Here is a 26,432-nt window from a genome sequence, read left to right as displayed (position 1 = left end):
ATTTTTTTTAGAATTTTAAATTAACACCCAGGGTGTAAATTGCAGGCACCGGATAGGTTTGTCTGTCTACTCCATCTGGAACTTCAGGGTTAAACCCGTTGTAGTTAAAAATCGAAACCGGCTTTTCTGCAGTGAAGTAAATTCTGGTACGTGGCAGGCCTTCGCTTACGATATTATAAGCAATCTGCACATTTTGAATTCTGAAGAAATCTCCATCTTCTACCCAAAAATCGCTTAATCTCTGGTTCCAGGCTTTTCTTAACCCGGCAGAAGAAGGATACGAATTACTGGTACCTTCACCGTGCCATCTGTTAATTGCCAAATCGGCATCCATATTGGTGTCCTGAGTAAAGATGATTTCTCCACGCTTACGGTTAAGGATCTTGTTCCCGGTTTGTCCGTAGAAATCCATAGAGAATTCCCAGTTTTTATACATCATTCCAATATTTCCTCCAAAAGTATACTTTGGAAGGAATGAGCCCAGAATCACCCTATCTGCATCGTCGATAATACCATCTCCATTCTGGTCGCGGTAAATTAGGTCTCCTGGCTGCAGGTTATTGGCCACAGCTACAGGATCGTTATCGATTTGCTGCTGGTTCTGATAAACACCTACTCTTTCGTAACCGTAAAATCCTAATAAAGGTCCGCCAAGTATTGTTCTCTGACGAAATTCAGCCGAACCTGAATCTATATAACCTCTATCATCTTCAATAGAAATAGCCTCATTTTTTAGAGTGGTAAAATTTGCTCCAATTCTATAGCTAAAATCTTCTGAAACCTGGTGGTTCCAGCTGGCGCTTAATTCCAGACCCTGGTTTCTTATAGTACCAGAATTTCTGTCAACACTTCGGTTTACAATAGGAATATATACCGGCAAAATCGCATCATGAGTATCTCTTATATAATAGTCTCCATTTACAGATAGCCTGTTCCCTAAAGTTTCAAGATCAAAACCAAAGTTTCTTTCTTCGATCACCTCCCAGGTATTATTTGAAAATACACTGGTTGCAGTTAATCCAGGCCGGGGTTGATTTCCTATTGGAGTAGTAATTACGTTAATGGTATTTGACCCTGCACTGGCAGCAACATTATCGTTACCCAGTCTACCCCAGCTCGCTCTTAATTTAAAGAAATCAAGGAAGTCGGCGCCAGACATAAATTCTTCATCAGACACTACCCAACCTAAACCTACAGATGGGAAATATCCCCAGGGGTCTCTGGTGAATTTTGAAGAACCATCGGCTCTAAGCGTAGCGTATAATAGATATTTATCTTTATAATCATAGGCGATTCTTCCGAAGTAAGAAATTCCGTAGAATCTTCTTCCTATTTCGCTTACGTTATTACTGAAGGAATCCTGATCGGCAAAATCTAAATACCAGCTGGTATCCAGGCTTATCCCGGTAATATCAAATCCGGTAGCTTCGAACTCATTTCTTGCCTCGTCTCTAAAGGAAGCTCCCAACATTGCCGTAAGATCGTGATCTCCAAAACTATCCTGATAGGTTAATACATTATCCCAAAACTGATTGGAAAAATTATTATTTTCCCTCTTAATACTTGATCGTCTTTCAAAATTATTTCCAAGAGTATATGGTAAATTCACCTCTCTAATTTCAAGGCTGGAAAAGTCATGACTATAAGTAGTTTTAAAGTCTAACTTGTCTTCAATAATATCATATTGAACAAACATGGTAGTCATCAACTTTCTGATTTTCTGTCTGTTCTCATTATAGGCCATATCCTGGAAAGGGTTTTGAGTACCTCTGTATCCAAGATTCTGAGCATTGGAGTAACGAGTCGGCCCCGCTTGGGTGTTGGTTTCATCTATAACAGGCATTACAGGAACCGCAAAATAGGCACGGAACCAGGCGCCATTCTCAGGAACAAACTTGGTAGCGTTACTAAATATGGTATTTACTCCGGCTTTAAGACGATCGGTAATATCCACATCAATTTTTGAACGAATATTGAATCGTTCGTAGTTGTTCTTCATATCCAGGATACCTTCCTGCTCGGTATAGTTGGCACCAAGAGCATAAGCAACTCTCTCTCCTCCACCATTGGCCGAGATACTATGGTTTTGTATTAAACCATGTCGCAAAATTTCTTTGTACCAATCGGTATTTACATCTGGAACATTAGGATTGATACGACTACGCCCGTATCGCTGAATGGCGTTGTTGATAAAGTTTACATCGGCCTGAGAACCAGATTCAAGCGCCATAGTATAAAACTGCTCGGTATTGGCCAGTTTCACAACATTTTGAGCTCTCTGAATCCCGGTGTATCCATCATACTCAAACTGAACTTTTTGGTTTTTTCTACCCGATTTGGTTTCGATAATCACAACTCCGTTTGCAGCACGCACCCCATAAATAGCAGAAGAAGATGCATCTTTTAGTACATTGACACTCTTAATGTCTTTGGTATTCAAAAAGTCTATATTATCGTATAAAGTACCATCTACTACATATAGCACATTGGTAGCATCTCCAAAAGTTCCCAAACCACGAATTCGCACAGTTGGCGAATCTCCGGGAGAACCGGCGTTTACAATCTGCACACCCGATACTTTCCCCTGTAAAGACTGCATTACGTTTGCAGTAGGCGTTTTTTCAATTTCCTCGGCTTGTATGGTGGCGATAGAACCGGTAAGGTCACGTTTGGTTTGAGTACCATAACCTACAACTACCACTTCGTCCAGTTGTCCTGCATCTTCCTGCAGTGTTACATTATACTCATTGCCTGCGCCTATTGTTATCTCCTGAGCCGCAAAACCCAAAAATGTAACTCTAAACACATCACCTTCCACCACATTTTCAAGGCTGAAGTTTCCGTCGAAATCTGTGACATCAAAGATGTTTTTATCGACGACTTTAACCTCTGCACCCGGCAAAGGCATTCCACTGGGGTCGGTAATCACCCCGCTAACATTTTTTGTATCCTGCGCGAAGGCATTGAAGCCAAATAGCAGGATTAAAAGAGTAAATAATTTAAATTTCATAGGGTCGGATTTTTACTGAATTTTACTGAAAGATAAGCCCAGAAAGGCTTTTTACGCAAACGATGTAGTACACAACTGCTACTACAAAGAAAAATCCCATTCAATTTACTGAAAAACAGACAACTAACCCAGAAGTGAAGTAAAATATTTAAGTTAAATTTTTATAATGTAGTAGTAATGTTGTGGTGATTTTTACAGGGTTTAAGAAGAAAATGTCCCTGGTCCTAAAAATTTTTGATAAGAAAATTTGTAAGATTTTCCTTTTTATCCAGCCCCATTTTTTTGCGCAATCTATAGCGATGAACTTCAACTCCTCTTACCGAAATTCCCATAAGTGGAGCTATTTCTTTAGAACTCAAATTCATTTTTAAATAAGAGCATAATTTTAAGTCCTTGTTGCTTAATTTCGGATAAGTTTCCAACACATCTTTGAAGAAATCGGCATGCAATTCGTTGAAATTGGTCTCGAAGACCTTCCATTCGTCCTTATCTTTTATCGCCTTGTTGATTTTGGTCATGATATGCTTCATTCGGTATTCGTTGGAGAATTTATTTTTGTCCCTGGCCAATTCCCCCTGAATTTCCATCAAAACCTCATTTTTCTTGGCGGCTATCATCGTAGAATTAGCAAGTTCCTTGCGTTTAAGGTTAATTTCATTTACAAGCCGTTCCTTCTCTATTCGGTTTAAGCGCTCCTTATGCTCTTTTTCGAATTTTGCTTCCAACAGGAGCTGATGTTTTCTAAGTTTTTGCTTGTTAAACCAGTAGAGCAGACCCAGCCCGGCAAGAAATATAAAAATATAGGCCAGTCGCATAATTCCTGAAAGATACCAGGGTGGATTTACTCTAAACGCAAACCTGCTTTCGGCGATTGAAGAGTTCTGCGGAGCGAATCCGCTTAATACTAACTCGTAATCCCCGTGGGGTAAATTTTGAAAGTTTAGCTTACCGTTCTCCACCTTTCCTTTTATAGTATCCTTCCCTATCAACTCATACCTGAGTTCAGCCAGCCCGGCAGAAGGAAAAGCTGTGGTAAAACTAACCTCCCGTGCATCCTTATAGCTAAGCACAGGTTTTCCTGATATTTCCAGCCTTGAGTTTATATCTTTAAAAGCGGTTATAAAAGGAGGTGATAACGCCAGGCTATCGAGGCTCTTTTCTATTTTCTTAATATTAATACTGGCAAACCCATCGTTTAAAGTCACTAAAAAAACCGAGTCGTTAGCCCTGATCATTTTTTCATTATTCTTCACCAACCTGTTTTGCAACTGGCTTGAGGGAATAATAATTTCAGAAGAACGAAAGTCGGTATACACCAAAGAATTGCTTTCATTACCCGCAAACCAGTACGAATCTCCATAATCGTAAAGCATTCGATATCCCTGAAACCTTTCCAGTTCAGGAAAAATTTCGATGCTATCTTTAAAGCTGTTATACCTGTACCACCTGTCATCATTCTGAATTGCAAGCTGATTGTTGATTTTGGAAATATGAGGATTGTAATTTTTCTCGCCATTTATACCCTTGAGCTTGGTAAGACTTTTTATCTCATCCCGTTGTTCATTGAGTTCCAGTCGATAAATACCTTCATAGGGGTGAGCCGCCCACATGGTATTTTCGGTTTCAAAAATTATATTCTTGACCGGGAAATTTATTCCTGAAAGCGCTTTTGCTTCATTTTTGGCAACATCATAGGCGGTAATTCCGGTATAAGTTCCGAAATATTTAAAATCGGAATTTCCAGGAGCCTTAAGCCCTTTAAAACTACCGGTTCTTCCTTCAATCTGAATCAATTTCTTATTCTGAATTCTATAAGTACCTGTATTATGGTTGGCGTATAAAATTCCATCTATCAATTCCAAATTCCAGGTATGCCCCTCGGCCCCTTCCAGCATCACGGGGGTTCTGGAGTCTAGGGTATAAATCCCGGTATTACTGGCGATATACAGGTTGTTTTCAAAATATTCCAAATCATAAACCGCCCCCAGCTGGCCAGACTCATCGGTATAAAATTTAATCGCACTATTTAACTCCACACGGTCAATTCCATTATCCAGACTCAACCAAAGATGGTTGCCGTGTATGGCCATTCCCAAAACTGTGTTATTTTGAAGTCCGCATTGGCGGTTATAATTTTCTATGCTTTGATCTGCAAGGTTATATTGAATCACTCCATTTTTAATAGTCCCCAAAAGGAGTTTATCTGGTTCGGAAATTACCAGGTGATTCAATTCTGAATTTTTTATCTCATTTCGAAGCTGCGAATCGGATACCAATCGAACTCTTGATCCGTCATAAAAATAAAGGTCGTCTCTGGTTGCGATATATAATCCTTCGCCTGAACCCACCAAATCCACCACGGTTTCCTGTTTTAATACTTCCTGATTTTCAATAGGTTCCAATTCATTTTCTTCATTCAGAAAATAAAGACCATCTCTGCTTTTAGCGATCAATAGCCGATCCCGGAACGGAATCATCTTATTACTATTAACATCCAGCACTTTTTCTATAGCAGTGCCGTCATATTTATAGACAGCCCCAAAAGACCTGAAATATATAGAAGAATTAAAGGATAGAATTTCCCAGAACTCCTCGCTTCGTAATTCATATTCTTCCAGTAAAGGTATGAGGGAGGTATACTGCATCTCCCCAGTATTATCCCGGGCCCAGTAGCCAAATTCCTGATACGAACCGGCATAAATACGACCATCGTGATAATAAACACTGCGCAGAATAGAACCGCTTTTAAGGGGGAATAATTCCCAGTTCATCCCATCGTATACCAACAAGCCCTGATTATTGGCCACATAAACCACTCCCAAGTCATCCAGGCTAATATCCCAGTTCTGGCTATCGGCCATATATTGGTCCCAGGAATAATTTTGTATGGGTGGCGCTAATTCCTGCGAAGAAAGAGATAATACAGGGAATAAGCAGAAAATCAGTATTCTAAGCGATATTTGTAGAGGGCCTGTGTTCAAGTTGAGCAGTTTTTGTTGTGGTTAAAAATTATAGCAAATCTACATTCTTTTGTAGGTTTAGAGAAATTTTATGAATTCATACTCGCGAAAACCTTTTCTTATGCATCCCCAAAACTTCAGATTTGTATTTTTTCTGCTCTTGTCATTAATATTGGTCTCCTGTAAAAACAAAGAAGAATCTACTACAGAAGAAAAAAATAAACGGCCCAATATAGTTTTCATCATGACCGATGATCACGCTACCCAGGCTATTAGTGCCTATGGGCACCCGATAAGTCAACTCGCTCCTACTCCAAATATTGACCGTATCGCTCAAAACGGAATAAAATTCAACAATAATTTTTGTACCAATTCTATTTGTGGGCCCAGCCGCGCCGTTATTCTAACCGGGAAACACAGCCATCAAAATGGTTTCAGGATGAATGGTGATGTTTTCGACGGTTCACAGGCAACTCTTCCCAAATACCTCAAAGAGGTGGGATACCAAACGGCACTTGTAGGAAAATGGCATCTACACGGTTTGCCAGAGGGTTTTGACCATTGGAATATTCTTGTAGACCAGGGAAATTATTATAACCCCGATTTTATACAGGGAAATGACACCACCCGGGTGGAAGGCTATGCAACCGATATCATCACCGAGATGGGCTTGGACTGGTTGAAGGAGAACGGAAATTCAGACAAACCCTTTATGCTTATGGTACAACATAAAGCTCCCCACCGAAACTGGATGCCGGCTCCAAGACATTTGAACTTATATGATTCAATAGAATTTCCTTTACCCGACACTTATTTTTCAGATCACGAAAATCAGCTGGCTGCACAACAACAATTGCAAACCATCTATGAAGATATGTACGATGGTCACGACCTAAAGCTGAGTATAGAAAAAGGAAGCGATTCTTTAGCTCATAATCCCTGGACAACCGATTTTGAGCGAATGACGCCCGAGCAGAGAAAAACCTGGAATGAAGCCTATCGTCCAAAGAATGATGCTTTTCATGACGCAAATCTTTCAGGAAAAGAATTGGCTGAATGGAAAGGCCAGCGCTATTTGCAGGATTATCTCGCCACTGTGGCATCGGTAGATGAAGGAGTAGGAGAAATCCTGGATTATCTGGAAGAAACCGGCCTGGATGAAAATACCATTATTATATATACCACCGACCAGGGCTTTTACCTGGGAGAAAAAGGATTTTTTGACAAGCGATTCATGTATGAGGAATCCCTGGCAATGCCCTTGCTAATGCAATATCCAAAGGAAATTAAAGCCGGCACCGAAATTAACGCCTTAACCCAGAATCTCGATTTCGCGCCCACTTTTCTTGATTTTGCTGAAGCTGAAATTCCCGAAGATATGCAGGGCCGTTCCCTTCGCGGCCTGGTAAACCGCAGCACCAACGAAGCCGATTTCCGCAATGCGATTTACTATCATTACTATGATTTCCCGGCATTTCATATGGTAAAACGGCATTATGGCGTGCGAACCGACCGCTATAAATTAATCCATTTTTATGATGATATAGACTTCTGGGAACTTTATGACCTACAGGAAGATCCGCAGGAAAAAAACAATATTTATCAACATCCCGATTATGTGGATATTCGGGAGCAATTGCATACACAATTAGACAGCCTGCAGGAGCAATATCAAATTACTGAAGAAGAATTTAAACAAACCCCACCCGAACAGGTTAAGCGTTCTATGCGAAACTGGGCAAATCTTGCCGGAGAGGATCCCGACACCTATCCGGATAAAAAATCTACTAAATACGGTAATTAAAGTTTCGGGAATTTTTCCATACACTAGGACATATTCCTATTTTTGGAAAAATTCCAGCTTATGAATTTTGACCGAATAAAAGAAAAACTCAATATCCTGGCCGATGCAGCCAAGTATGACGTCTCCTGCAGCAGTAGTGGCAGTAAGCGAACAAATCCCGGCATAGGTCTTGGAAATTCTTCGGGAATGGGCATTTGCCATTCGTATACAGAAGATGGTCGCTGTGTTTCGCTGTTGAAAATTTTGCTTACCAATCATTGTATTTTCGATTGTGCCTACTGTGTTACCCGTAAAAGCAATGATATTAAAAGAGCGGCTTTTAAGGTGCAGGAGGTGGTAGATCTTACCATAAATTTCTATCGTCGAAATTATATTGAGGGCTTATTTTTGAGTTCCGGAATTTTTAAAAATGCCGATTATACTATGGAACGCCTGGTACAGGTGGCCAAAAAATTAAGATTAGAAGAAAATTTTAATGGCTACATTCATCTTAAATCAATACCCGGTGCCAGCGATGAACTTATGCGCGAAGCAGGACTTTATGCCGACAGGCTAAGCGTGAATATAGAAGTTCCCACAAAATCGGCTTTAAAACTACTTGCTCCCGACAAAAAGCACGAAGATTTCCTGAAACCTATGGAAAAGGTCAAAAATGAGATCATTCAATATAAGCAGGAGAAAAAAATAATAAAGAGCACTCCAAAATATGCTCCTGCAGGGCAAAGCACCCAAATGATCATCGGGGCTTCGGGTGAGAGCGACCGCGATATTATGTATTCGGCAGCATTTTATTATAAACAATTCAGGATGAAAAGGGTATATTATTCTGGTTATGTGCCTGTGAGTAACGATTCCCGGCTTCCGGCTTTGGGCAGTCCCGTACCTATGCTCAGGGAAAACCGTCTCTATCAGACCGATTGGCTGCTGCGGTTTTATGGTTACGATGTGAGGGAATTACTAAATCAGCAAACCCCAAATCTCGATCTGGAAGTCGATCCAAAATTGAGCTGGGCGCTTCGAAATCCTCATTTTTTTCCTGTAGATGTCAATAAAGCCGATAAGGAAGCGCTTTTACGAATCCCCGGGCTGGGTTTAAAATCGGTTTATAAAATTCTGAATGCCCGACGTTTTAGACAACTGGGAATCGAACATTTAAAGAAAATCGGGATTGCGCTAAACCGGGCCCAGTATTTTATCATTTGCCAGGGGTCTGATTTTAAAAAGACCGAAATGGCTTCGGAAAAAATAAAAGGCCAGATTCTTCAAAATTCATCAGGAAAATTCAGAAAAGAAATCGGGAATCAATTAAGCCTGTTCGCGTGAAAAATCTTCAGTTTACTTACGATGGAAGTTTTGAAGGCTTGCTTTGCTGTATTTTCGCTGCCTATGAACAAAAGTGTGAGCCTACTGCCATAAATCTGCCGGGAAGCAGGCAGGAAGCTCTTTTTGGAGCTTCAGAAGAAATTATCACTGAAGCTCCAAAAGCAACCCGGGTGTTGAAGGCATTAAAACAAAAAGGATCACGAGATGCCGCTTCGCAGATTTACAGGGCGTTTTTAAGTGAAATCCCGGGTATTGAACTCGAGATTTTTCATTTGGCCAGGTATATTTTCTCAGGAGGCAGCGATAAGGATTTTTCCAATAAGCACGCCTTAAAAATCGCAAAAACAGCAAAAATGGTGGGACGGGAAAAGCATAGAATGGAAGCCTTTATACGTTTCGAATTAACTGCAGATGAATTTTATTTTGCTGTGATAGAGCCCGATTTTAATGTTTTGCCGCTTATCGCTAGACATTTTAAAGAACGTTATGCCGATCAACATTGGCTTATTTACGACCTGAAACGAAAAATTGGGCTGAGCTACGATTTAAAAAGCCTGGAATATATTCAATTGGAATTGGATGAAAAATTTCTGAAATCAGAGAAAAAAGTAGAATTTCTGGCTTCAGAAGAACAGAATTTTCAAAAACTCTGGAAAAATTACTTCGAGTCTACAAATATCAAATCAAGAGCGAATCAAAAATTGCACCTGCAACATGTTCCCAAACGTTACTGGAAATATTTGAGTGAAAAGAATCCATTGATAAATTAAAAATTAGTTTAAATTTGCCTCTTCAACTAATTAAACATATTCTAAAATGAAAAAATTACTTTTATTACTTGCTGTTGCAATGATGACTGTTTCTCTTCAATCTTGTAGAGAGAACACTCAACAAGAATCTGAAGAAGCTGTAGAAGAAATCGGTAGAGATATCGAGGCCGGAGCTGAGGAAGCTGCCCGCGAAACTGAAGCTGCTGCTGAAGAAGTAGAAGCTGAGGTGGAAGCTGAAGTTAACGAAACTGACGATATGTAGTCTTAAGACTGCTAAAGTTTAAAGCCACCTACCCCCACGGGTTTGTGGCTTTTTTTAATTAACCACAAATGTACCAGTTATGAAAAAAAGCATTTTATTACTTGCTGCAATTTTTGCACTCGGGTTAACTTCCTGTAGAGAAACCACCCAGGAGAAAACCAAAGAAGCCGTTGAAGCTATTGGAGAAGACATCGAAGATAACGCCCGCAAGGCAGGAGAAAAAATTGAAGAAGGCGCCAAAAAAGTCAAAAAGGAGGTAGATGAAGAAATTCACGAAACCGATGATGTTAATGGCGAAGCTAATGACGAGGTTTAAGTAAACCGAACTCAATTTTAGGACCGCGTAATCACTCAAATTATGCGGTTTTTTATTTCATTTTTCAAAGTATAACACCATCGCTGGAAATATACCCCTATAGATCGTCTCCTTTCGGGAGAGGCGGGGGTGAGGGCCTATTTTTTACGTTCAATCACGTAATTCACCATGAGAACAAGAGAATCTTTGTAAGGCGAATCGGGAAAGGTTTCCAGAAGTTTTAAGGCCTCTTTCTGGAATTCTTCCATTTTGGCAATGGCGTAATCGAGACCGCCTTTGTTTTTCACAAATTCGATTACTTCCTTTACCCGCTTCTTATCTTTATTGTGGTTTTTCACCGAATTGATCAACCACTTTTTCTCATCTTTTGAAGCCTGATTTAGTGCATAAATAAGCGGCAGAGTCATTTTCTGCTCCTTAATATCTATGCCCGTAGGCTTCCCGATTTTCTCATCGCCATAATCAAAGAGGTCATCTTTGATCTGGAAAGCCATCCCGATAAGTTCCCCAAACCTTCGCATTGTTGCAATTTCATCCGATTCAGGTTTTACAGAGGCTGCACCCAGGCTGCAGCAAGCTGCGATTAGCGTCGCGGTTTTCTGCCGAATAATATCGTAATAAACGGCTTCGGTAATATCCAGCCTTCTGGCTTTTTCAATTTGCAGCAATTCCCCTTCGCTCATTTCCCGAACGGCCACAGAGATAATCTTCAGCAAATCAAAATCATTATTATCTATAGAAAGCAGTAATCCTTTAGAAAGCAGATAATCACCCACCAAAACAGCGATCTTATTTTTCCAGAGCGCGTTTATGCTGAAGAATCCGCGGCGGCGATTGGAATCGTCTACCACATCGTCGTGCACCAGGGTGGCGGTATGAATAAGTTCGATTACCGAAGCTCCCCTGTATGTACGTTCATTTACGCTTCCTTCTGAAACCATTTTGGCCACTAAAAACACGAACATAGGCCGCATTTGCTTGCCTTTGCGGTTTACGATATAATGGGTGATGCGGTTTAAAAGGGCCACCTGTGAAGACATCGAGGCATAGAACTTCTTCTCGAAGAGTTCCATTTCCTTTTCAACAGGAAGTTTTATTTGGGAGATCACTTTCATTAAGCCCCCAAAGATAAAGATTTACAAAGAATTTTTAACTGCTGAATTTCGTCAATCTTAAGCCGATTTATTTGCGAGCTGCCCACAGGCTGCATCGATATCTTTACCTCGTGACCGCCTCACGGTAACCGTGATTCCATTGCGCTCCAGCAAATCCTGATACATATTGGTAGCTGAAGCAGGAGCCTGCTGAAAATCGCCGTCGTCTATGGGGTTGTATTCAATGAGATTTACTTTGCAGGGCACATACTTACAAAATTTCACCAATGCCTCGGCATCTTTGCGGCGATCATTTATACCTTTCCAAACTATATATTCATAAGTAATTCTGCTTTTGGTTTTGGAATACCAGTATTCCAAAGCTTCGCGAAGATCGGTTAAGGGAAAGGTTTCATTAAAAGGCATTATTTGGGTTCGCACCTCGTCGATTGCCGAGTGCAGAGAAACCGCAAGTTTGATTTTCGCTTCATCATCGGCCAGTTTTTTAATCATTTTTGGCACTCCAGAGGTGGAGATCGTGATTCGCTTGGGAGACATTCCCAAACCTTCAGGGCTGGTGATTTTTTCTACCGCTTTCATCACATTATTGTAATTCATAAGCGGCTCGCCCATCCCCATAAAAACGATATTGCTAAGCGGACGATCAAAATACAACCTACTTTCATTGTCTATAGCCACCACCTGATCGTATATCTCATCGGGATTGAGATTCCTCATACGCTTTAGACGTGCGGTAGCACAAAACTGACAGTCGAGGCTGCAGCCTACCTGGGAAGAAACGCAGGCCGTGGTACGTGTGGCGGTAGGGATCAACACCGATTCTACGGTAAGCTGGTCATGTAGTTTAACAGCGTTTTTGATCGTACCATCGCTGCTGCGTTGCATTCGGTCTACCCGAATATGGTTGATCACAAAATTCTCCTTCAGCATCCCACGGGTTTCCTTGGAGATATTGGTCATCTCATCAAAACTATGAGCGCCTTTGTTCCAAAGCCATTCGTAAACCTGGCTTCCCCGAAAGGATTTATCGCCCTGTTCCACGAAAAAATTTTGCAATTGCTCTTTAGTTAAAGCCCGTATGTCTTTCTTCTTGTTTTTCACGCTGCAAAAGTATGAAGATTTAAAGGATTTTTAAATTAAGCTGAGCCTAAGTGTTTTAATTTGTGAGTCTAAGAATTGAATTCATCCTAAAATTAACCTGATTTTTCCGCTCCCACTAAACTCCTGGAATTCCTTCTGAAATAAAAAAGCCACAAATTCATCAATTTTATTGAGAATTCGTGGCTTATTTTTTTACTGAAATGAAGTTAGATGATCAACATTGCGTCTCCATAAGTATAGAAACGATACTTCTCCTTAATCGCCTCCTCGTAGGCCTTTTTCATAAAATCGTGACCGGCAAAGGCCGAGATCATCATCAATAAGGTAGATTTTGGCGTGTGGAAATTGGTGATCATACAATTCGCGATGCTAAAATCGTAAGGAGGGAAAATGAATTTATTGGTCCAGCCTGCAAATTCATTCAGGTTATGGTCTGAAGATACCGAACTTTCCAATACCCGCATCACTGTGGTACCTACGGCACACACGCGGCGATTTTCACGTTTGGCTTTGTTGATGGTTTCAGTTGCTTTTTTGGTGATGAAAGCTTCTTCAGAATCCATTTTGTGTTTGCTTAAATCTTCTACCTCAACCGGGCTAAAGGTACCCAGACCTACGTGAAGGGTAACTTCAGCAAAATCTACACCTTTAATCTCCAAACGCTTCAACAGGTGCTTGGAAAAGTGAAGTCCTGCAGTTGGCGCAGCAACGGCTCCTTCTTCTTTTGCGTAAATAGTTTGATAGCGCTCCTGATCTTCAGGCTCTACCCCTCTTTTTATATATTTTGGAAGTGGAGTTTCTCCCAGTTCCTTCAGTTTAAGACGAAAATCTTCATAAGACCCGTCGTATAAAAATCTAAGGGTTCTTCCGCGGGAAGTAGTATTGTCTATAACTTCGGCAACAAGACTTTCGTCGTCACCAAAATAAAGTTTGTTTCCAATTCTAATTTTTCTGGCAGGATCTACCAGTACATCCCATAATTTGGTTTCAGGATTAAGCTCACGCAACAAAAACACCTCAATACGGGCCCCGGTTTTTTCCTTATTTCCGTAGAGACGGGCCGGAAAAACCTTGGTATTATTAAGCACCATAACATCCTGTGGCTCAAAATAGTCAAGGATATCTTTAAATTGACGATGCTCAATGGTTTGTTCCTTTCGGTTGAGTACCATTAACCTCGATTCATCCCTGTTTTCAACAGGATACTCGGCTAATAGTTCATCCGGAAGGTCAAAATTGAAGTGTGAAAGTTTCATTCCCATAGTTATAATTTTAAAGAGCGCAAATATACAATCTCAAAACAGGGGTTGTCAAGTAAATACCGGTTTATTTGGAAATAGCCTTAATCTATGCTGAATCCCAGCTGTTTTAAGTCTTTCCAGAAATCGGGATAAGATTTGGAAACCACCTCTGCATCCTCAATTTCTACCGGAAGTTTTAGTCCCATAGGAGCAAAGGCCATAGCCATTCGGTGATCGTTATAGGTCGCTATTTTTACTCCTGAATTAAATTCTTTTCGGGGACTTAGCTGCAGCCTGTCGTCACTTATTTCTACCTTACTCCCAAACTTTTCAATTTCATTTTTAAGGGCCACCAGGCGGTCGGTTTCCTTAATTTTTAGGGTATGCAGACCCCTCAAATCACAGTCTACTCCAAGAGCAAGACAGGTCACCGCAATGGTTTGAGCGATATCGGGACAGTTTTGTAGATTTTTTGAAAAATGCCGGGGCTTTTTATGATTGTGTTTGGAAAGAACAATAGACTGATCTTCATAGGTAGTCTCCACCCCAAATTGATGATAAAGTTTCGCAATTACCGAATCTCCCTGCAAACTATTTCTTCGATAGCTGTTCAATTTTAAGCTGGCATCCCCGCTTATAGCCACCAGACTATAAAAGTAAGAGGCCGAACTCCAGTCGCTTTCCACCACTATGCTTTTAGCAGGAACCTGCTGCATCGGCTCAATACTGATTTTGTTATTCTCAAATACTCCTTTAATCCCGGCCTGCTTCATAATGTCCAGCGTCATTTCGATATAGGGCACCGAGGTTACCTTTCCGTCCAGGTTAATCTCCAGTCCATTTGGCAGTGATGGCGCTATTAGCATTAAAGCCGAAATATACTGGCTGCTAATATTGGCCTGCACGTTAACTTCACTCTCGAGTAATTCCCTGCCTTTAATACGAAGCGGCGGATAGCCTTCTTCCTTTTCATAACCAATATCGGCTCCAAGACTACGAAGCGCATCTACCAGCAGTTTTATAGGCCGTTCCTGCATTCTTTTGCTTCCGGTAAGCACTACCTCTTTACCTTTCTTAGCGGCAAAATAGGCGGTAAGAAAACGCATAGCCGTACCGGCGTGATGAATATCAACTACCTCCTGTTTTGAAGCCAATGCTTTTTCCAGATATTGGGTATCATCACTGTTGGAAAGGTTTTCAATTTCTATATTAGGATAAAGCGCTCGTAAAATCAGCAGCCTGTTCGATTCACTTTTTGAACCGGTAAGCTGAAGTTCACCGCTCAAGGCAGGCGTTTTTTTTGAGATTTTCAAATTCATAGCAGCTTAATATTAATTCTCCTGATTTTCTCTCTTTAATTTAGATCGAATTTGGCCGTAGGCGATGATCATTCCGTAGATAAGACTGGAGGCCAATTGTGCCAGGATAAACCTAAACCATTTGTTCTCTATCTTATCCTTATAGAAGGCCTCAAAATCGAAACTACCATATTCAAACCATATCGAAATAAGGTTAAAAACGATCATAAAACCAATTCCCAACAAAGCGACCGATTTCCAGTAATCTCTTCTGGAAAGAATTTCTTTCGGACTCATTTACTGAAGTTTTTTATTATTCTTATGCCGGTCTTTATCGCGTTTGGTTTTTAAGGCTAGCTTTTTATCAAAGGCTTCCTGCAAATTTACCCCGGTTTGGTTGGCCAAACAAAGCACTACAAACATTACATCTGCCAGTTCTTCGCCCAGGTCTTTCTCTTTATCGCTTTCCTTTTCACTTTGCTCGCCATAGCGCCGGGCTATAATGCGGGCCACTTCTCCTACCTCTTCGGTTAATTGAGCCATATTGGTGAGTTCGTTAAAATAACGCACCCCGTGCTCCTTTATCCAGGCATCAACTGCTTCCTGGGCATTTTCTAAATTCATAGTTTATACTTTTGTAAAATTCAAATTTTAACTTTTGTCTTTAGAATCCATTAAGATAGTGACTGGCCCATCATTGAGTAGCTCAACTTTCATATCGGCTCCAAATTCCCCGGTTCCAACAGGTTTTCCGAGGTTTTTTTCCAGGGTCTTAACAAAAGTCTCGTAAAGTGGAATTGCGACATCGGGTTTTGCCGCTTTTATATAACTGGGACGGTTGCCCTTTTTCGTACTGGCGTGCAGGGTAAACTGACTTACGACAATCGCTTCGCCGTTGATTTCCAGCAAAGAATTGTTCATCACTCCCTGCTCATCGTTGAAAATTCGCATATTCACGATCTTTCTGCAAAGCCAGTCTATATCTTTCTTTTCATCGGCATCTTCAATACCCAGAAGCAATAACAGCCCGGGGCCGATTTTTGTATTTATTGATCCGTTAATACTCACAGAGGCGTTTGCCACCCTTTGTATCACTACTCTCATTCTTTTTTATATATATCGGTTCGGTAATTGTCTTCCTCACCTTCTAAAATTTGCAAATAACTTTTATATCGGCTCCAGGCGATTTCTCCTTCTTCCAGAGCCTCCTTTACCGCGCATTTAGGCTCCTCGAGGTGCATGCAATTATGAAATTTGCAATCCTGCTTCAGTTTAAAAAATTCCGGAAAGAAATCTCCCAGCTCTTCCCGCTCAATATCTACCACCCCAAAACCTTTAATTCCGGGGGTATCTATGATGCGGGCGTCAAAACTCAAATCGAACATTTCGGCAAAGGTGGTGGTATGTTGCCCCTGCTTATGTTGGTCTGAAATTTCAGAAGTTTTTAAATTCAGAGAAGGTTCAATGGCATTGATAAGCGTAGATTTTCCCGTACCGCTATGGCCCGAAAACATACTGGTTTTGCCCAGCATCATTTCTTTTACCTTATCTACATTTTTCCCGGTTTTGGCCGATATCCCAAGACATTCATAGCCTACCGCACGATATAGCGCTGCCAGGTACTTAATCTCTACCAGCTCGTCTTCATTATAGGTGTCGATTTTATTGAAAAGCAGTACAGCTTTAATCCCATAGGCTTCCGCAGTAACCAAAAACCGATCTATAAAAGTGGTAAAGGTTGGCGGATTATTTAGTGTAACCAATAGAAAAACCTGGTCGATATTCGAGGCGATGATATGGGTTTGCTTGGATAAATTTACCGACCGCCGAATGATATAATTTGAACGTTCTTCAATCTTCTTGATCACCCCGGTAACCTCATCGGCCTTTTCGTCGATGTCGAATTCCACCCGGTCGCCCACTGCCACAGGATTGGTGCTTTTAATTCCCTGAATACGGAATTTCCCCTTTATCCTGCAATCGTAGCTTTCCCCTTCGGGAGTTTTCACCAAATACCAGCTTCCGGTAGATTTATATACTGTGCCTTTCATATTTTAAGGAAGTAAAGCTGTCTAAAAAATTCAGCTTGGTTTGAGCGCAGTCTTTTCAACTTCGCCTAAATTTTAAATGCTCTTAGACAGCTTTTTTCTTATAATTTCCGCTAAAATAACAAAAGCCAACCTCATTTCTATAAAAAGGCAGAATTATGGAAAAACTCAATTATTTGGCCTTCATTATTTTTTCCTGGTGGTTTATAGATTCCTGATGTACCGCTTTGAAAAGCCTTAGAATAAATTCTTCGCTTAAGCCGTGGCGTTCACCTTCCAACACCATATTCCCTAAAATCTCGTTCCAACGCTTGGTTTGCAATACCGATACATTTTGATCTTTTTTCACTCTCCCTATTTCGTCGGAAATTTTCATTCTTCGGGACAATAGCTCGATAAGCTGATTATCGGCCACATCGATTTGCGCTCTTAAATTGCTAAGCTTCGACTGAAACTCTTCGCTTTCTGAAACTTCCTTTCTTATTTTTAGATCTTTCATAATCTGAACTAAAGTACCGGGGGTAATTTGCTGGGCTGCATCACTCCAGGCGTCATCTGGAGTATGATGGGTTTCTACCATCAATCCGTCGTAATTCAGGTCAAGCGCGGTTTGACAAAGATCAAAAATGATATCCCGTCTTCCGGCAATATGAGAAGGATCCAGAATTAGCGGCAAATCGGGAAATTTATTCTGAAGTTCGATCGCGATCTGCCATTCAGGGTTGTTTCGGTATTTTGTCTTTTCGTAAGCTGAAAACCCACGATGAATCACGCCCAGGTTTTTGATATCGGCAGTGTGCAGGCGTTCTACAGCTCCCAACCAAAGCGAAAGATCTGGATTCACCGGATTTTTCACCAATACGGTTTTGTCGGTTCCTTTTAATGCGTCGGCGATTTCCTGCACGATAAAGGGAGAAACCGTTGTTCTTGCCCCTATCCAGAGAATATCCACATCATTTTCCAGCGCCAGATCTACGTGGTGCGGATTAGCAACCTCTGTAGTGGTTAGCATTCCCGTTTCTTCCTTGGCTTTTTTAAGCCATTTTAGACCCAGGGCGCCCACACCCTCAAAATTCCCGGGTCGGGTTCGGGGTTTCCAGATTCCTGCTCTAAGTACCGTGGCATCGGTATCCTTAAGTTGATGAGCGATTTTTAAAACCTGTTCTTCGGTTTCTGCGCTACAGGGCCCGGCGATAACCAGTGGATGATCCAAATTGAAATCGTCCAGCCATTTTCTCATTTCTTTCCTGTTTTCCATAATTCAAGTTGTAATTTAATGTATTCCGTTTAAAATTGTTTTTATATGATTGGTTCGCTGCATCTCTCCAAAAATTTCTTCAAATTCATCCTTTTCAAGAAGATCTTTAAAGCGGGTGAGATTGGCGATATATTCATTTAGAGTTTCCAGCACATTGGTTTTGTTTTGTCTGAAAATAGGCGTCCACATCTCAGGAGAACTCTTAGCAAGCCTCACCGTTGAAGCAAACCCACTCCCGGCCAGGTCGAAGATATCCCGTTCGTTTTTTTCCTTTTCCAGCACTGTTTTTCCCAGCATAAAAGAACTTATATGCGAGAGATGTGAAACATAAGCAATATGCCGGTCGTGAGACCCGGGGTCCATATAACGAATGCGCATTCCAAGTTTCTGAAATATTTCCAGCGCCTTTTCCTGAAGCCTGAACGCTGTTTTCTCCACCTCGCAAATAATATTGGTCTTATTGCGGTACAAATTCGCAATGGCGGCATTGGGACCCGAAAATTCGGTTCCTGCAATGGGGTGGGCCGCCAGAAAATTCCGCCGGTTGGGATGCGTGGCCACGGCTTTGCAAACGTCGGCCTTGGTAGACCCGGCATCAAAAACCAGGGTTTCGGGGCCCACTGCATCTAAAACCTGAAGCAACACCTTTGGAGCCGCATCTACCGGCACGGCCACAATTACCACCTCGAATTGAGAGGCCTGCTCTATTCCTGAAACTGCATCTATTATTCCCAATTCCCGGGCTTGTTTTAAATGTGCCGGGTTCTTATCGCAGCCACTAATATGAGCTTCCGGAAAAACCGATTTTAGATCTATGGCAAACGACCCGCCTATAAGCCCTATTCCAATTATCTGAATTTTCATCCTGTCACCCGTTTTAAAGCCCTGTGTATTTCTTCTTCTGAAGCACAAAGCGAAAATCTTACATAGCCTTCGCCATTATTTCCGAAGATAAATCCCGGGGCGGCAAAAATGCTGTACTTCTCCAGCAGGAAATCCACAAATGCTTCAGCTGAAGTGCCTGCCGGAAGCTTACACCACACGAACATCCCGGCCTGTTTTGGGGCAGGTTTGCAATCCAGTGCTTCAGCCAGCTTTAGAATTCCCTGTTTCCGTTTTTGGTAAATTTCATTTTGTTCGCCAAACCAGTTCCCATTTAAGCGCAAGGCAGCAGCGGCACCGGCCTGTACCGGGTAAAACATCCCGCTATCCATATTGCTTTTTACCTTAAGCACGGTGTTTAGATTCTGCTCACTTCCGCAGAGCATTCCCACACGCCAGCCCGCCATATTGAAGCTTTTGCTTAAAGAATTTAGTTCCAGGACCACCTCTTTGGCGCCATTGGCCTGTAAAATACTTTTAGGCTGTTCATTCAGAATAAAACTGTAAGGATTGTCGTTCACCACGAGAATTTGATGCTTCCTGGCGAATTCTACCAGATTTTCAAAAAGTGCATCGGTAGCGGAAGCCCCGGTAGGCATATGCGGATAATTAACCCACATCAATTTCACCCTGCTCAGGTCTTTTTGAGCCAAAGCCTCCAAATCTGGCAACCAGATATTTTCTTCAGAAAGATGATAATAAACCGGATTGGCCTCCACCAATTTTGTCACCGAAGTATAAGTAGGATAGCCGGGATCTGGGATCAACACCTCATCGCTCTTATTCAAAAAAGCCATAGAAATATGCAGAATTCCTTCCTTGCTACCCATTAATGGTAAAATTTCGGTGTCGGGTTCCAGCGAAACTCCATATTTTTCGCGGTAGAATCCGCCGATGGCATTTCTAAAATCGGCTGTGCCTTTATAGGGTTGGTATTGATGCGCATTAGAATTGAACATCGCCTCGTTCAAGGCCTTGATCACCTGCGGTGGCGGGGGCAGGTCGGGACTGCCTATGCCCAGGTTGATTATATCCTTCCCGGCGGCTTCGAGGGCGCGAACCTCTCTAAGTTTTGCCGAAAAATAATATTCCTGCACCTGGTTTAATCGGTTGGCCTGTGCTATCATATCAAGCTGTTTTTATAGGTTCCGAAGATTTTAAGGTCTTCGGTCATTACTTTTACTATTTCCATTGCCTTTTCAAACTCTTGGAATTCTTCGAAAATCACATCCACGAAAAATGAGTATTTCCAGGGGGTTTCAATAATGGGCATACTTTGAATTTTGGTCATATCCAGATTAAAATCCCTGAGGATATTCAAAACCGAAACCAGGCTGCCGCGTTTGCTTTCAAGTTCAAATTTTAAACTGGCCTTATCGATCACCTCGCCGTTGGGCTGCTTGCTTTTGGTGCTAATAATCAAAAACCGGGTGGCATTGCTCTTTTTGGTGTGAATGCTTTTGGCAAGTATATCCAGTCCAAAAATTTGAGCCGCTGCTGTACTGGCCACGGCTGCTACTTTATGACTTTGTTTTTCTGAAATTCTTCGCGCCACCTCGGCGGTATCGGCATCTTCTATGAGTTTTATATGCGGATGCTTTTTAAAGAATTCCTTGCATTGCAAAAGTGCCATGGGATGCGAATACACCTTCTTGATATTTTCGATTTTTTGCCCCTGCAAAGCCATCAAATTCATATCTATGGGAATGTAATGCTCGCCCACTACTTTCAGATTATTTTCATCAATCAGGGCATAATTTGGCAGAATAGAACCGGCTATCGAATTCTCAATCGCCATCACCCCTTCGGTAGCCTCGCCATTTACAAGGCTTTTAGCCAGGCCGGCAAAAGACATACATTCCAGCACCTCGATTTCTTCGCCGTAAAATTGCTGAGCCACCAAATGGTGAAATGAACCCTGAATTCCCTGAATTGCTATTTTTCTTTCCATTTAAAAAAGGCATAAAAAAAAGTCCCGATCTACACCGGGACTTTTTTATATAATTTTCTCAATTAACTATACAGCATTCCCGTTCCTATTCCTGAAATAGAAATAAAAATAATAGAATGCGTTCCAGCTAATTAGATTGTTCATTACTTCAATGTTATGCGGCTAAAGTAGAATATAATTTCAATTTGAAAAACTCTTTCTGCTAAAAATTTTTGCTTTTTGTGAAGTTGATCATTTTTCCCAAACACTAATTATAAATCTCCAAATTCTCCGATTTTTTATCCCTCGGAATTCCGAAATCAATAATGCTTCTCCGGCTGAAGCTTTCTGCTATAAATCCCTATTTTTGAAAAAAATAAGCAGTATGTCTATTTCGGTACAGGAAATCTCCAAATTTTACGGTTCACAAAAGGCACTTGATAAGCTTAGCTTTACCGTAGAAAAAGGCGAGATTGTTGGTTTTTTGGGGCCTAATGGCGCGGGAAAGTCTACGCTTATGAAAATTCTAACCGGATATTTACCGGCTTCAGAAGGTAGCGCTCAAATAGCCGGAATTTCTCTTGAAGACGACCTGCATAGCATTCAGAAGAATATCGGGTATTTGCCTGAACATAATCCGCTGTATACCGAAATGTATGTGCGGGAATACCTGGAATTCAATGCCCGGGTGTATGGCATTTCCCAATCCCGAATCGAAGAGGTAATTTCGCTTACCGGCCTAACGCCTGAAGCCAATAAACGCATTGAGCAACTTTCCAAAGGTTATCGCCAGCGCGTTGGGCTGGCCGCGGCCCTGCTGCACGATCCCGAAGTACTAATTCTCGATGAACCTACCACCGGCCTGGATCCCAACCAACTTCTGGAAATACGAAACCTTATAAAGAATATCGGGAAACAGGATGGGGAAAAAGGCAAAACCGTTTTTCTTTCTACCCATATTATGCAGGAAGTCGAGGCGATTTGCGACCGGGTGATCATCATCAACAAGGGAAAAATCGTAGCCAATAAATACCTGAAAGACCTGCGCGATGAGAACGAACAGGTAATTTTTGTGGAGTTCGACTACCAGATAGAACCCGTAGCGATTAAACGCCTACCGCATTTGAGTCAGGCCAGAAATATTGGCGGATTTAACTGGGAATTGCACTTCGACACCAAAAAAGATATGCGACCTGCAGTTTTCGACTTCGCCCACGATAACGGACTCAAAACCCTTCAGCTTAATCAAAAAACCAAAAACCTGGAAAGCCTTTTTGCTGAATTAACGAAGCAGGCCCCCTAGCCCTCTACAATCGATCAAAATTCGGTTAAAAAAGTTTCCATATATTACAACTTAATAATATCTTTACACAACTTAAATCCTGGTTGTCAAATAAATGGACTCTAAATTTGAAATTGTCTTTTTAGAAGAGGCTATAGAGTTTCTTAATGAACAGGAGCCCAAAGTCAGGAAAAAAATCTTCTATAATCTCGATAAAGCCAGGTACATCAATGATCCAAAAATTTTTAAAAAGCTCACTGAGGAGATTTGGGAGTTTCGCGTAAAGTTTAACAGATTACAATACAGGTTATTTGCTTTCTGGGATAAAAAAGATAATTCAAATACTCTGGTAATCTCGACTCACGGAATAATAAAGAAGACAGGTAAAGTTCCAAAGTCTGAAATCGAAAAAGCGAAGAAAATTAGGTCTGGATATTTCAACTATTAACCTTGTCCAGGCATCTGAAATAAAAATAAATACCGCTATGGAAAAGACTAAAATGAAAATGATGACACTCGATCAAATGAAAGATGAGCATCTAGGTAAAGAAGGCAGCCCGAATCGGGATAAATATGAATTTGACCTAAAATTAGAGATATTGGGGGAAATGATAAAGTCGGTGCGAAAAGAAAGACAGTTAACCCAGGAACAGTTGGGAGAGTTGGTGGGGGTTCAGAAATCTCAAATCTCAAAGTTAGAGCGAAATGCTAAAAATGTGACCGTGGAAACCATTTTAAAAGTCTTTCACGCATTAAAAGCAAACATTAAATTCAGCATAGAACTTAAGGAGGAGCATTTTAATATAGCGTAGAAAACTTTTTTAATATTTATTGAAAGAAAAACTCTTATCCCTCTTTATCAACAAACCATTTTTTTAGGATAAGACAAAATTTAATCTCCCCCTTCGGGGGCCGGGGGGCTTATAATAAGCCTTCCGCTATAATGCTCTGTCACCCTCACCTCGGCCGGACGGTTAACGGCAATCACATCTCCAAAACTATAAATATCGCCGCTAATCGATTGCCGCGGATTCAAAATAAGTTTATTGGAACCACGATGCATCAGGTCGATGTGTTGAGCTTTCAACTCCCCGGCTTCAATTCTGGCGTCTCCGTTGGCGATGAATAAATTGAAATTTTCGGCGGTTCCTCTCAGGTAAAAATTAGAAATATGATCGCTGGTTATTCTCAGGTTTTCAACTTCCAGGTCCAGGTCAAAATCTCCATTGGTATAAATATCGGGGTCCCGCTCCTGGTTGATAGACCTTAGCCAAAGGTCCGGAAATTTCAAAATACCCCGGCTTTCTATTTTTTTATAACTGCTGTTTTGAAGCCAGCTTAGATTCGGGGTGCTTACATAAACTTCAATCACATCATTTTCGCGAAACAATTTACAACCCGACTCATTGCGCAATTCCAATCGGTCACCCACCACCTCCACGCTAATTTGCGGCAACAGATTTCTTCCGGTTTTGACCACAACTTTGGTTTCAGGGCTTTGTTCGAGAATCAATTTCACATTATCAAACACCTGGATTTCCTCAAAACCTGCTACTGCGATCTCTTCAGAAATCATTTCACCTGAAGTCTGCAAGCAATCTGGAGAATTTTCAGAACTGCATCCAAAAATCAACAAAATCGCCAGCAATATTCCGAAGCTTTTCATAAACGATATCCAATTGAAAGTTCCACGGCTTCGGCATTGGCCCAATGTGAACGCACACTTAGCGATGCCCATAGCTTTTCTGTAATTTTTCGTTGCAGGCCAACGCGATTATACACCTGGTTTACATAATGCTCGTATGGAAAGTACACATAATATCCCAAATGCGTGATCACCGATAATTTATCGAAAGTAAGCTGATGCCCCACAAAAACTCCAACCCGCCTGGAATCCTCATCTCCCCTGGTGTCGCCCTGCGGAAATGCGATTGACTGATATCTTATACGCTCGGCCATAGCTTTGGAGAGAAAAAGTTCACTTCCCGCCTGCAGGGTGCTTTTATAATTGAGACGTTTATCGGCATAGGCTGAAAAGGTCAAAAACGGATATTGAGGTGATCCAATAATCCCCATCGTATTAACCCCGCCGCGAAGCACCAGATTCAAATGAATGGGTTCAGAATATTTTTCTCTGTTCTTCGGAATATATTCGGGTGAATCTCCCCGGTTCAAATCATAATTCACACCTAAATTGAAGCTGAAAGTATTGGTGCTGGTGTTTGGCGATTTAAAATCGGCATTGGAATAATGTATCACTGAAATCCCGCCCTGAAGCCCCAACCCGGCCAAAATATTCTCTTTTTTAAGATTGGCCATCAAATAGGTGCTGCTAAGCAAGCGGGAGCCATAGGCATTGTTTCGGTAATTTTCGTCGGGATGATATGGGTTCCCGGCATAGGCCAAACCCTGCCCAATGCGGAACATCAATAATCGCTTCAGCAAATAAAAATTCATATGTGCATACAGCCCAAAATTCTCGCCCAAAGCAGGTTCCTGCAGGTCCTGATAACTGAATGAAACTCCCACATCGGGATAATTGTAGCGGGCTTCCCATTCTTCAAATCCAAAACTTTTTTTATTAAAGCCCAGGATGAATCCGCGGGGGTGGCCGGTGCGCAAATGTGCGATATGCGGATTATGCTCAATAATACTTCCATAGAAATAACTGGCATCGGCCGAAAAATTATTTTTGGGCTGTGCAAAAAGGTTAGTTCCGGTAAGCAAAAGAATAAGGGCGAAAAATTGCTTCATTACCCGCAAATGTAGGGGAATTTGCTAAAAAACCGCCTGTGCTATTTTCTGAATATTGGTGCTTTTCCCCATCGAATAATAATGCAGCACCGGGACCCCGGCGGCAATAAGCTCCTTGCTTTGCTGAATTCCCCATTCTACGCCCACTTCTCTCACCTGCTTGTTGTCTTTACATTTTTCGACCTCGTGAATCAAATCTTCGGGCATATCTACGTGAAATCTATGTGGAATAATACTCAGCTGCCTCTTGGTTGCAATAGGCTTCAATCCTGGGATGATAGGCACATCGATCCCGGCTGCCCTGCATTTTTCTACAAATTCAAAATATTTTGAATTATCAAAAAACATCTGGGTAACCACATACTCGGCCCCGGCTTCGATCTTCTCCTTTAACCGCTGAATATCCTTGTCTAAACTTGGCGCTTCCATATGTTTCTCGGGATAACCCGCTACGCCTATGCAGAAATCGGTATTGTGTCCTTTTTCAATCACCTCATCCAGGTATTTTCCGCAGTTCATACCTTTGATCTGTTCCACGAGATCTTTGGCAAATCGGTTTCCGCCAGGCTCCGGACTAAAATAGATCTCGCTTTTCACCGCATCGCCACGCAGAGCCACTACATTCTGAATTCCCAGGAAATCCAGGTCGATCAGGAAATTCTCGGTATCCTCTTTTGAAAATCCGCCGCAGAGGATATGAGGTACGGCGTCTACGCCATATTTGCTTTGAATCGCCGCACAGATGCCCACCGTCCCGGGGCGTTTACGAACGATCTTCTTTTCCAGCAAACCATTGTCCTGCTCGTTATACACATATTCCTCACGATGATAGGTTACATCAATAAATGGCGGTTTGAATTCCATCAAAGGATCTATTCCATCATAAATCGACTGTATATTCTGCCCTTTTAAAGGCGGTAAAATTTCAAAGGAAAACAAAGATCTTCCTTTAGCTTTTTCTATATGTTCAATTATCTTCATAGGCCTCCCCCAGCCCCTTCCCGATAGCTATCGGGAGAGGGGAGTTGGGTGAATTTTAATTTATTAAACTATTTCAATACTATAAAACTTTAATTTT

25 protein-coding genes are annotated in these 26,432 nt (G+C 41.5%); 8 read left to right on the top strand and 17 right to left on the bottom strand.

The genetic code is table 11. The annotated features are described in order from the left end of the window. Window positions 1-7 precede the first annotated feature (7 nt). Together ACW6QP_RS04070 and ACW6QP_RS04065 are read right to left on the bottom strand one after the other, a co-directional pair. On the bottom strand, window positions 8-3,010 hold the full coding sequence (locus tag ACW6QP_RS04070; protein ID WP_457909566.1) for a SusC/RagA family TonB-linked outer membrane protein: 3,003 nt from the start codon (window positions 3,008-3,010) through the stop codon (window positions 8-10). A 224-nt stretch (window positions 3,011-3,234) separates the two neighbouring features. Continuing rightward, window positions 3,235-5,871, bottom strand: coding sequence for a LuxR C-terminal-related transcriptional regulator (locus tag ACW6QP_RS04065; protein ID WP_457909565.1), 2,637 nt, complete (start codon window positions 5,869-5,871; stop codon window positions 3,235-3,237). A 220-nt stretch (window positions 5,872-6,091) separates the two neighbouring features. On the opposite strand from ACW6QP_RS04065, the gene ACW6QP_RS04060 reads away from it, so the two are divergent. The 5 genes from ACW6QP_RS04060 to ACW6QP_RS04040 all read left to right on the top strand — a co-directional run bounded on the left by ACW6QP_RS04060 (window position 6,092) and on the right by ACW6QP_RS04040 (window position 10,445). Next, window positions 6,092-7,774 (top strand): sulfatase family protein, encoded by a 1,683-nt coding sequence (locus ACW6QP_RS04060; RefSeq protein WP_457909564.1) that lies wholly within the window; start codon window positions 6,092-6,094, stop codon window positions 7,772-7,774. A gap of 60 nt (window positions 7,775-7,834) precedes the next feature. Further along, complete coding sequence (locus tag ACW6QP_RS04055; RefSeq protein ID WP_457909563.1) at window positions 7,835-9,097, top strand: putative DNA modification/repair radical SAM protein; 1,263 nt, start codon at window positions 7,835-7,837, stop codon at window positions 9,095-9,097. After that, window positions 9,094-9,867 (top strand): TIGR03915 family putative DNA repair protein, encoded by a 774-nt coding sequence (locus ACW6QP_RS04050; protein ID WP_457909562.1) that lies wholly within the window; start codon window positions 9,094-9,096, stop codon window positions 9,865-9,867. The genes ACW6QP_RS04055 and ACW6QP_RS04050 overlap by 4 nt, the downstream gene beginning before the upstream one ends. 46 nt (window positions 9,868-9,913) lie before the next feature. Then, window positions 9,914-10,129, top strand: coding sequence for a hypothetical protein (locus ACW6QP_RS04045; protein ID WP_457909561.1), 216 nt, complete (start codon window positions 9,914-9,916; stop codon window positions 10,127-10,129). A gap of 79 nt (window positions 10,130-10,208) precedes the next feature. Continuing rightward, a complete protein-coding gene (locus tag ACW6QP_RS04040; RefSeq protein ID WP_457909560.1) occupies window positions 10,209-10,445 on the top strand; it encodes a hypothetical protein in 237 nt (78 codons plus the stop codon). Window positions 10,446-10,582: 137 nt separating this feature from the next. Here the strand turns inward: ACW6QP_RS04040 and ACW6QP_RS04035 are convergent, their stop codons facing one another. The 12 genes from ACW6QP_RS04035 to ACW6QP_RS03980 all read right to left on the bottom strand — a co-directional run bounded on the left by ACW6QP_RS04035 (window position 10,583) and on the right by ACW6QP_RS03980 (window position 21,339). Further along, window positions 10,583-11,560: a polyprenyl synthetase family protein gene (locus tag ACW6QP_RS04035; protein ID WP_457909559.1), complete on the bottom strand. Its 978-nt coding sequence runs from the start codon at window positions 11,558-11,560 to the stop codon at window positions 10,583-10,585. 57 nt (window positions 11,561-11,617) lie between these two features. Then, complete coding sequence (rlmN, locus tag ACW6QP_RS04030; protein WP_457909558.1) at window positions 11,618-12,661, bottom strand: 23S rRNA (adenine(2503)-C(2))-methyltransferase RlmN; 1,044 nt, start codon at window positions 12,659-12,661, stop codon at window positions 11,618-11,620. A gap of 206 nt (window positions 12,662-12,867) precedes the next feature. Further along, entirely contained in the window at window positions 12,868-13,917 is a 1,050-nt protein-coding gene (gene queA, locus ACW6QP_RS04025; protein WP_457909650.1) for a tRNA preQ1(34) S-adenosylmethionine ribosyltransferase-isomerase QueA, read from the bottom strand. A gap of 86 nt (window positions 13,918-14,003) precedes the next feature. Beyond that, entirely contained in the window at window positions 14,004-15,221 is a 1,218-nt protein-coding gene (aroA, locus tag ACW6QP_RS04020; protein ID WP_457909557.1) for a 3-phosphoshikimate 1-carboxyvinyltransferase, read from the bottom strand. A 12-nt stretch (window positions 15,222-15,233) separates the two neighbouring features. Next, the gene (locus ACW6QP_RS04015) at window positions 15,234-15,497 is read right to left on the bottom strand and encodes a hypothetical protein (RefSeq protein ID WP_457909556.1); all 264 of its coding nucleotides are present in this window, start codon (window positions 15,495-15,497) and stop codon (window positions 15,234-15,236) included. Beyond that, window positions 15,498-15,824: a nucleotide pyrophosphohydrolase gene (locus tag ACW6QP_RS04010; protein WP_457909555.1), complete on the bottom strand. Its 327-nt coding sequence runs from the start codon at window positions 15,822-15,824 to the stop codon at window positions 15,498-15,500. It abuts the gene before it with no gap. Between the two features lie 27 nt (window positions 15,825-15,851). Then, window positions 15,852-16,304, bottom strand: a complete 453-nt coding sequence (gene dtd, locus ACW6QP_RS04005; protein ID WP_457909554.1) for a D-aminoacyl-tRNA deacylase — start codon at window positions 16,302-16,304, stop codon at window positions 15,852-15,854. After that, window positions 16,301-17,251, bottom strand: coding sequence for a ribosome small subunit-dependent GTPase A (gene rsgA, locus ACW6QP_RS04000; protein ID WP_457909553.1), 951 nt, complete (start codon window positions 17,249-17,251; stop codon window positions 16,301-16,303). Before rsgA ends, dtd begins: the two co-directional genes overlap by 4 nt. A gap of 169 nt (window positions 17,252-17,420) precedes the next feature. Continuing rightward, the gene (locus ACW6QP_RS03995; protein WP_457909552.1) at window positions 17,421-18,506 is read right to left on the bottom strand and encodes a chorismate mutase; all 1,086 of its coding nucleotides are present in this window, start codon (window positions 18,504-18,506) and stop codon (window positions 17,421-17,423) included. Between the two features lie 15 nt (window positions 18,507-18,521). After that, the gene (locus ACW6QP_RS03990; protein WP_457909551.1) at window positions 18,522-19,370 is read right to left on the bottom strand and encodes a prephenate dehydrogenase; all 849 of its coding nucleotides are present in this window, start codon (window positions 19,368-19,370) and stop codon (window positions 18,522-18,524) included. Then, a complete protein-coding gene (locus tag ACW6QP_RS03985) occupies window positions 19,367-20,515 on the bottom strand; it encodes a pyridoxal phosphate-dependent aminotransferase (protein WP_457909550.1) in 1,149 nt (382 codons plus the stop codon). The genes ACW6QP_RS03990 and ACW6QP_RS03985 overlap by 4 nt, the downstream gene beginning before the upstream one ends. Continuing rightward, window positions 20,512-21,339: a prephenate dehydratase gene (locus tag ACW6QP_RS03980; RefSeq protein WP_457909549.1), complete on the bottom strand. Its 828-nt coding sequence runs from the start codon at window positions 21,337-21,339 to the stop codon at window positions 20,512-20,514. The genes ACW6QP_RS03985 and ACW6QP_RS03980 overlap by 4 nt, the downstream gene beginning before the upstream one ends. Window positions 21,340-21,703: 364 nt before the next feature. On the opposite strand from ACW6QP_RS03980, the gene gldA reads away from it, so the two are divergent. From gldA to ACW6QP_RS03965, 3 genes are all read left to right on the top strand, one after another. Next, complete coding sequence (gldA, locus tag ACW6QP_RS03975) at window positions 21,704-22,621, top strand: gliding motility-associated ABC transporter ATP-binding subunit GldA (protein ID WP_457909649.1); 918 nt, start codon at window positions 21,704-21,706, stop codon at window positions 22,619-22,621. A 94-nt stretch (window positions 22,622-22,715) separates the two neighbouring features. After that, complete coding sequence (locus ACW6QP_RS03970) at window positions 22,716-23,048, top strand: type II toxin-antitoxin system RelE/ParE family toxin (RefSeq protein WP_457909548.1); 333 nt, start codon at window positions 22,716-22,718, stop codon at window positions 23,046-23,048. A 37-nt stretch (window positions 23,049-23,085) separates the two neighbouring features. Next, window positions 23,086-23,412, top strand: coding sequence for a helix-turn-helix domain-containing protein (locus ACW6QP_RS03965; RefSeq protein WP_457909547.1), 327 nt, complete (start codon window positions 23,086-23,088; stop codon window positions 23,410-23,412). Window positions 23,413-23,492: 80 nt separating this feature from the next. On the opposite strand, the gene ACW6QP_RS03960 is transcribed toward ACW6QP_RS03965, so the two are convergent. From ACW6QP_RS03960 to metF, 3 genes are read right to left on the bottom strand one after another with little or no spacing between them, the layout of a single operon-like run. Then, entirely contained in the window at window positions 23,493-24,266 is a 774-nt protein-coding gene (locus ACW6QP_RS03960; RefSeq protein ID WP_457909546.1) for a head GIN domain-containing protein, read from the bottom strand. After that, window positions 24,263-25,354 (bottom strand): acyloxyacyl hydrolase, encoded by a 1,092-nt coding sequence (locus ACW6QP_RS03955; RefSeq protein ID WP_457909545.1) that lies wholly within the window; start codon window positions 25,352-25,354, stop codon window positions 24,263-24,265. The genes ACW6QP_RS03960 and ACW6QP_RS03955 overlap by 4 nt, the downstream gene beginning before the upstream one ends. Before the next feature lie 24 nt (window positions 25,355-25,378). Further along, complete coding sequence (gene metF / locus ACW6QP_RS03950) at window positions 25,379-26,335, bottom strand: methylenetetrahydrofolate reductase [NAD(P)H] (RefSeq protein ID WP_457909544.1); 957 nt, start codon at window positions 26,333-26,335, stop codon at window positions 25,379-25,381. Window positions 26,336-26,432: the final 97 nt, after the last annotated feature.

The organism is Salegentibacter haimaensis (assembly GCF_054121495.1).
Note: the sequence above shows the minus strand (reverse complement) of the source record. Positions and strands in the feature narration are given on the sequence as shown.

Coding starts and splice junctions, on each gene's coding strand:
- ACW6QP_RS04010 (WP_457909555.1), bottom strand. CDS start 15,824: ATGAATTTAGAAAATGCCCAGGAAGCAGTTGATGCCTGGATAAAGGAG.
- ACW6QP_RS04045 (WP_457909561.1), top strand. CDS start 9,914: ATGAAAAAATTACTTTTATTACTTGCTGTTGCAATGATGACTGTTTCT.
- aroA (WP_457909557.1), bottom strand. CDS start 15,221: ATGAATTTGAAAATCTCAAAAAAAACGCCTGCCTTGAGCGGTGAACTT.
- ACW6QP_RS04015 (WP_457909556.1), bottom strand. CDS start 15,497: ATGAGTCCGAAAGAAATTCTTTCCAGAAGAGATTACTGGAAATCGGTC.
- ACW6QP_RS03985 (WP_457909550.1), bottom strand. CDS start 20,515: ATGATAGCACAGGCCAACCGATTAAACCAGGTGCAGGAATATTATTTT.
- ACW6QP_RS03960 (WP_457909546.1), bottom strand. CDS start 24,266: ATGAAAAGCTTCGGAATATTGCTGGCGATTTTGTTGATTTTTGGATGC.
- ACW6QP_RS04065 (WP_457909565.1), bottom strand. CDS start 5,871: ATGGCCGATAGCCAGAACTGGGATATTAGCCTGGATGACTTGGGAGTG.
- ACW6QP_RS04040 (WP_457909560.1), top strand. CDS start 10,209: ATGAAAAAAAGCATTTTATTACTTGCTGCAATTTTTGCACTCGGGTTA.
- ACW6QP_RS03990 (WP_457909551.1), bottom strand. CDS start 19,370: ATGAAAATTCAGATAATTGGAATAGGGCTTATAGGCGGGTCGTTTGCC.
- ACW6QP_RS03955 (WP_457909545.1), bottom strand. CDS start 25,354: ATGAAGCAATTTTTCGCCCTTATTCTTTTGCTTACCGGAACTAACCTT.
- ACW6QP_RS04055 (WP_457909563.1), top strand. CDS start 7,835: ATGAATTTTGACCGAATAAAAGAAAAACTCAATATCCTGGCCGATGCA.
- ACW6QP_RS04070 (WP_457909566.1), bottom strand. CDS start 3,010: ATGAAATTTAAATTATTTACTCTTTTAATCCTGCTATTTGGCTTCAAT.
- dtd (WP_457909554.1), bottom strand. CDS start 16,304: ATGAGAGTAGTGATACAAAGGGTGGCAAACGCCTCTGTGAGTATTAAC.
- ACW6QP_RS03980 (WP_457909549.1), bottom strand. CDS start 21,339: ATGGAAAGAAAAATAGCAATTCAGGGAATTCAGGGTTCATTTCACCAT.
- ACW6QP_RS03970 (WP_457909548.1), top strand. CDS start 22,716: ATGGACTCTAAATTTGAAATTGTCTTTTTAGAAGAGGCTATAGAGTTT.
- queA (WP_457909650.1), bottom strand. CDS start 13,917: ATGAAACTTTCACACTTCAATTTTGACCTTCCGGATGAACTATTAGCC.
- rsgA (WP_457909553.1), bottom strand. CDS start 17,251: ATGAAAGGCACAGTATATAAATCTACCGGAAGCTGGTATTTGGTGAAA.
- metF (WP_457909544.1), bottom strand. CDS start 26,335: ATGAAGATAATTGAACATATAGAAAAAGCTAAAGGAAGATCTTTGTTT.
- gldA (WP_457909649.1), top strand. CDS start 21,704: ATGTCTATTTCGGTACAGGAAATCTCCAAATTTTACGGTTCACAAAAG.
- ACW6QP_RS04035 (WP_457909559.1), bottom strand. CDS start 11,560: ATGAAAGTGATCTCCCAAATAAAACTTCCTGTTGAAAAGGAAATGGAA.
- ACW6QP_RS03965 (WP_457909547.1), top strand. CDS start 23,086: ATGGAAAAGACTAAAATGAAAATGATGACACTCGATCAAATGAAAGAT.
- ACW6QP_RS04060 (WP_457909564.1), top strand. CDS start 6,092: ATGCATCCCCAAAACTTCAGATTTGTATTTTTTCTGCTCTTGTCATTA.
- ACW6QP_RS03995 (WP_457909552.1), bottom strand. CDS start 18,506: ATGGAAAACAGGAAAGAAATGAGAAAATGGCTGGACGATTTCAATTTG.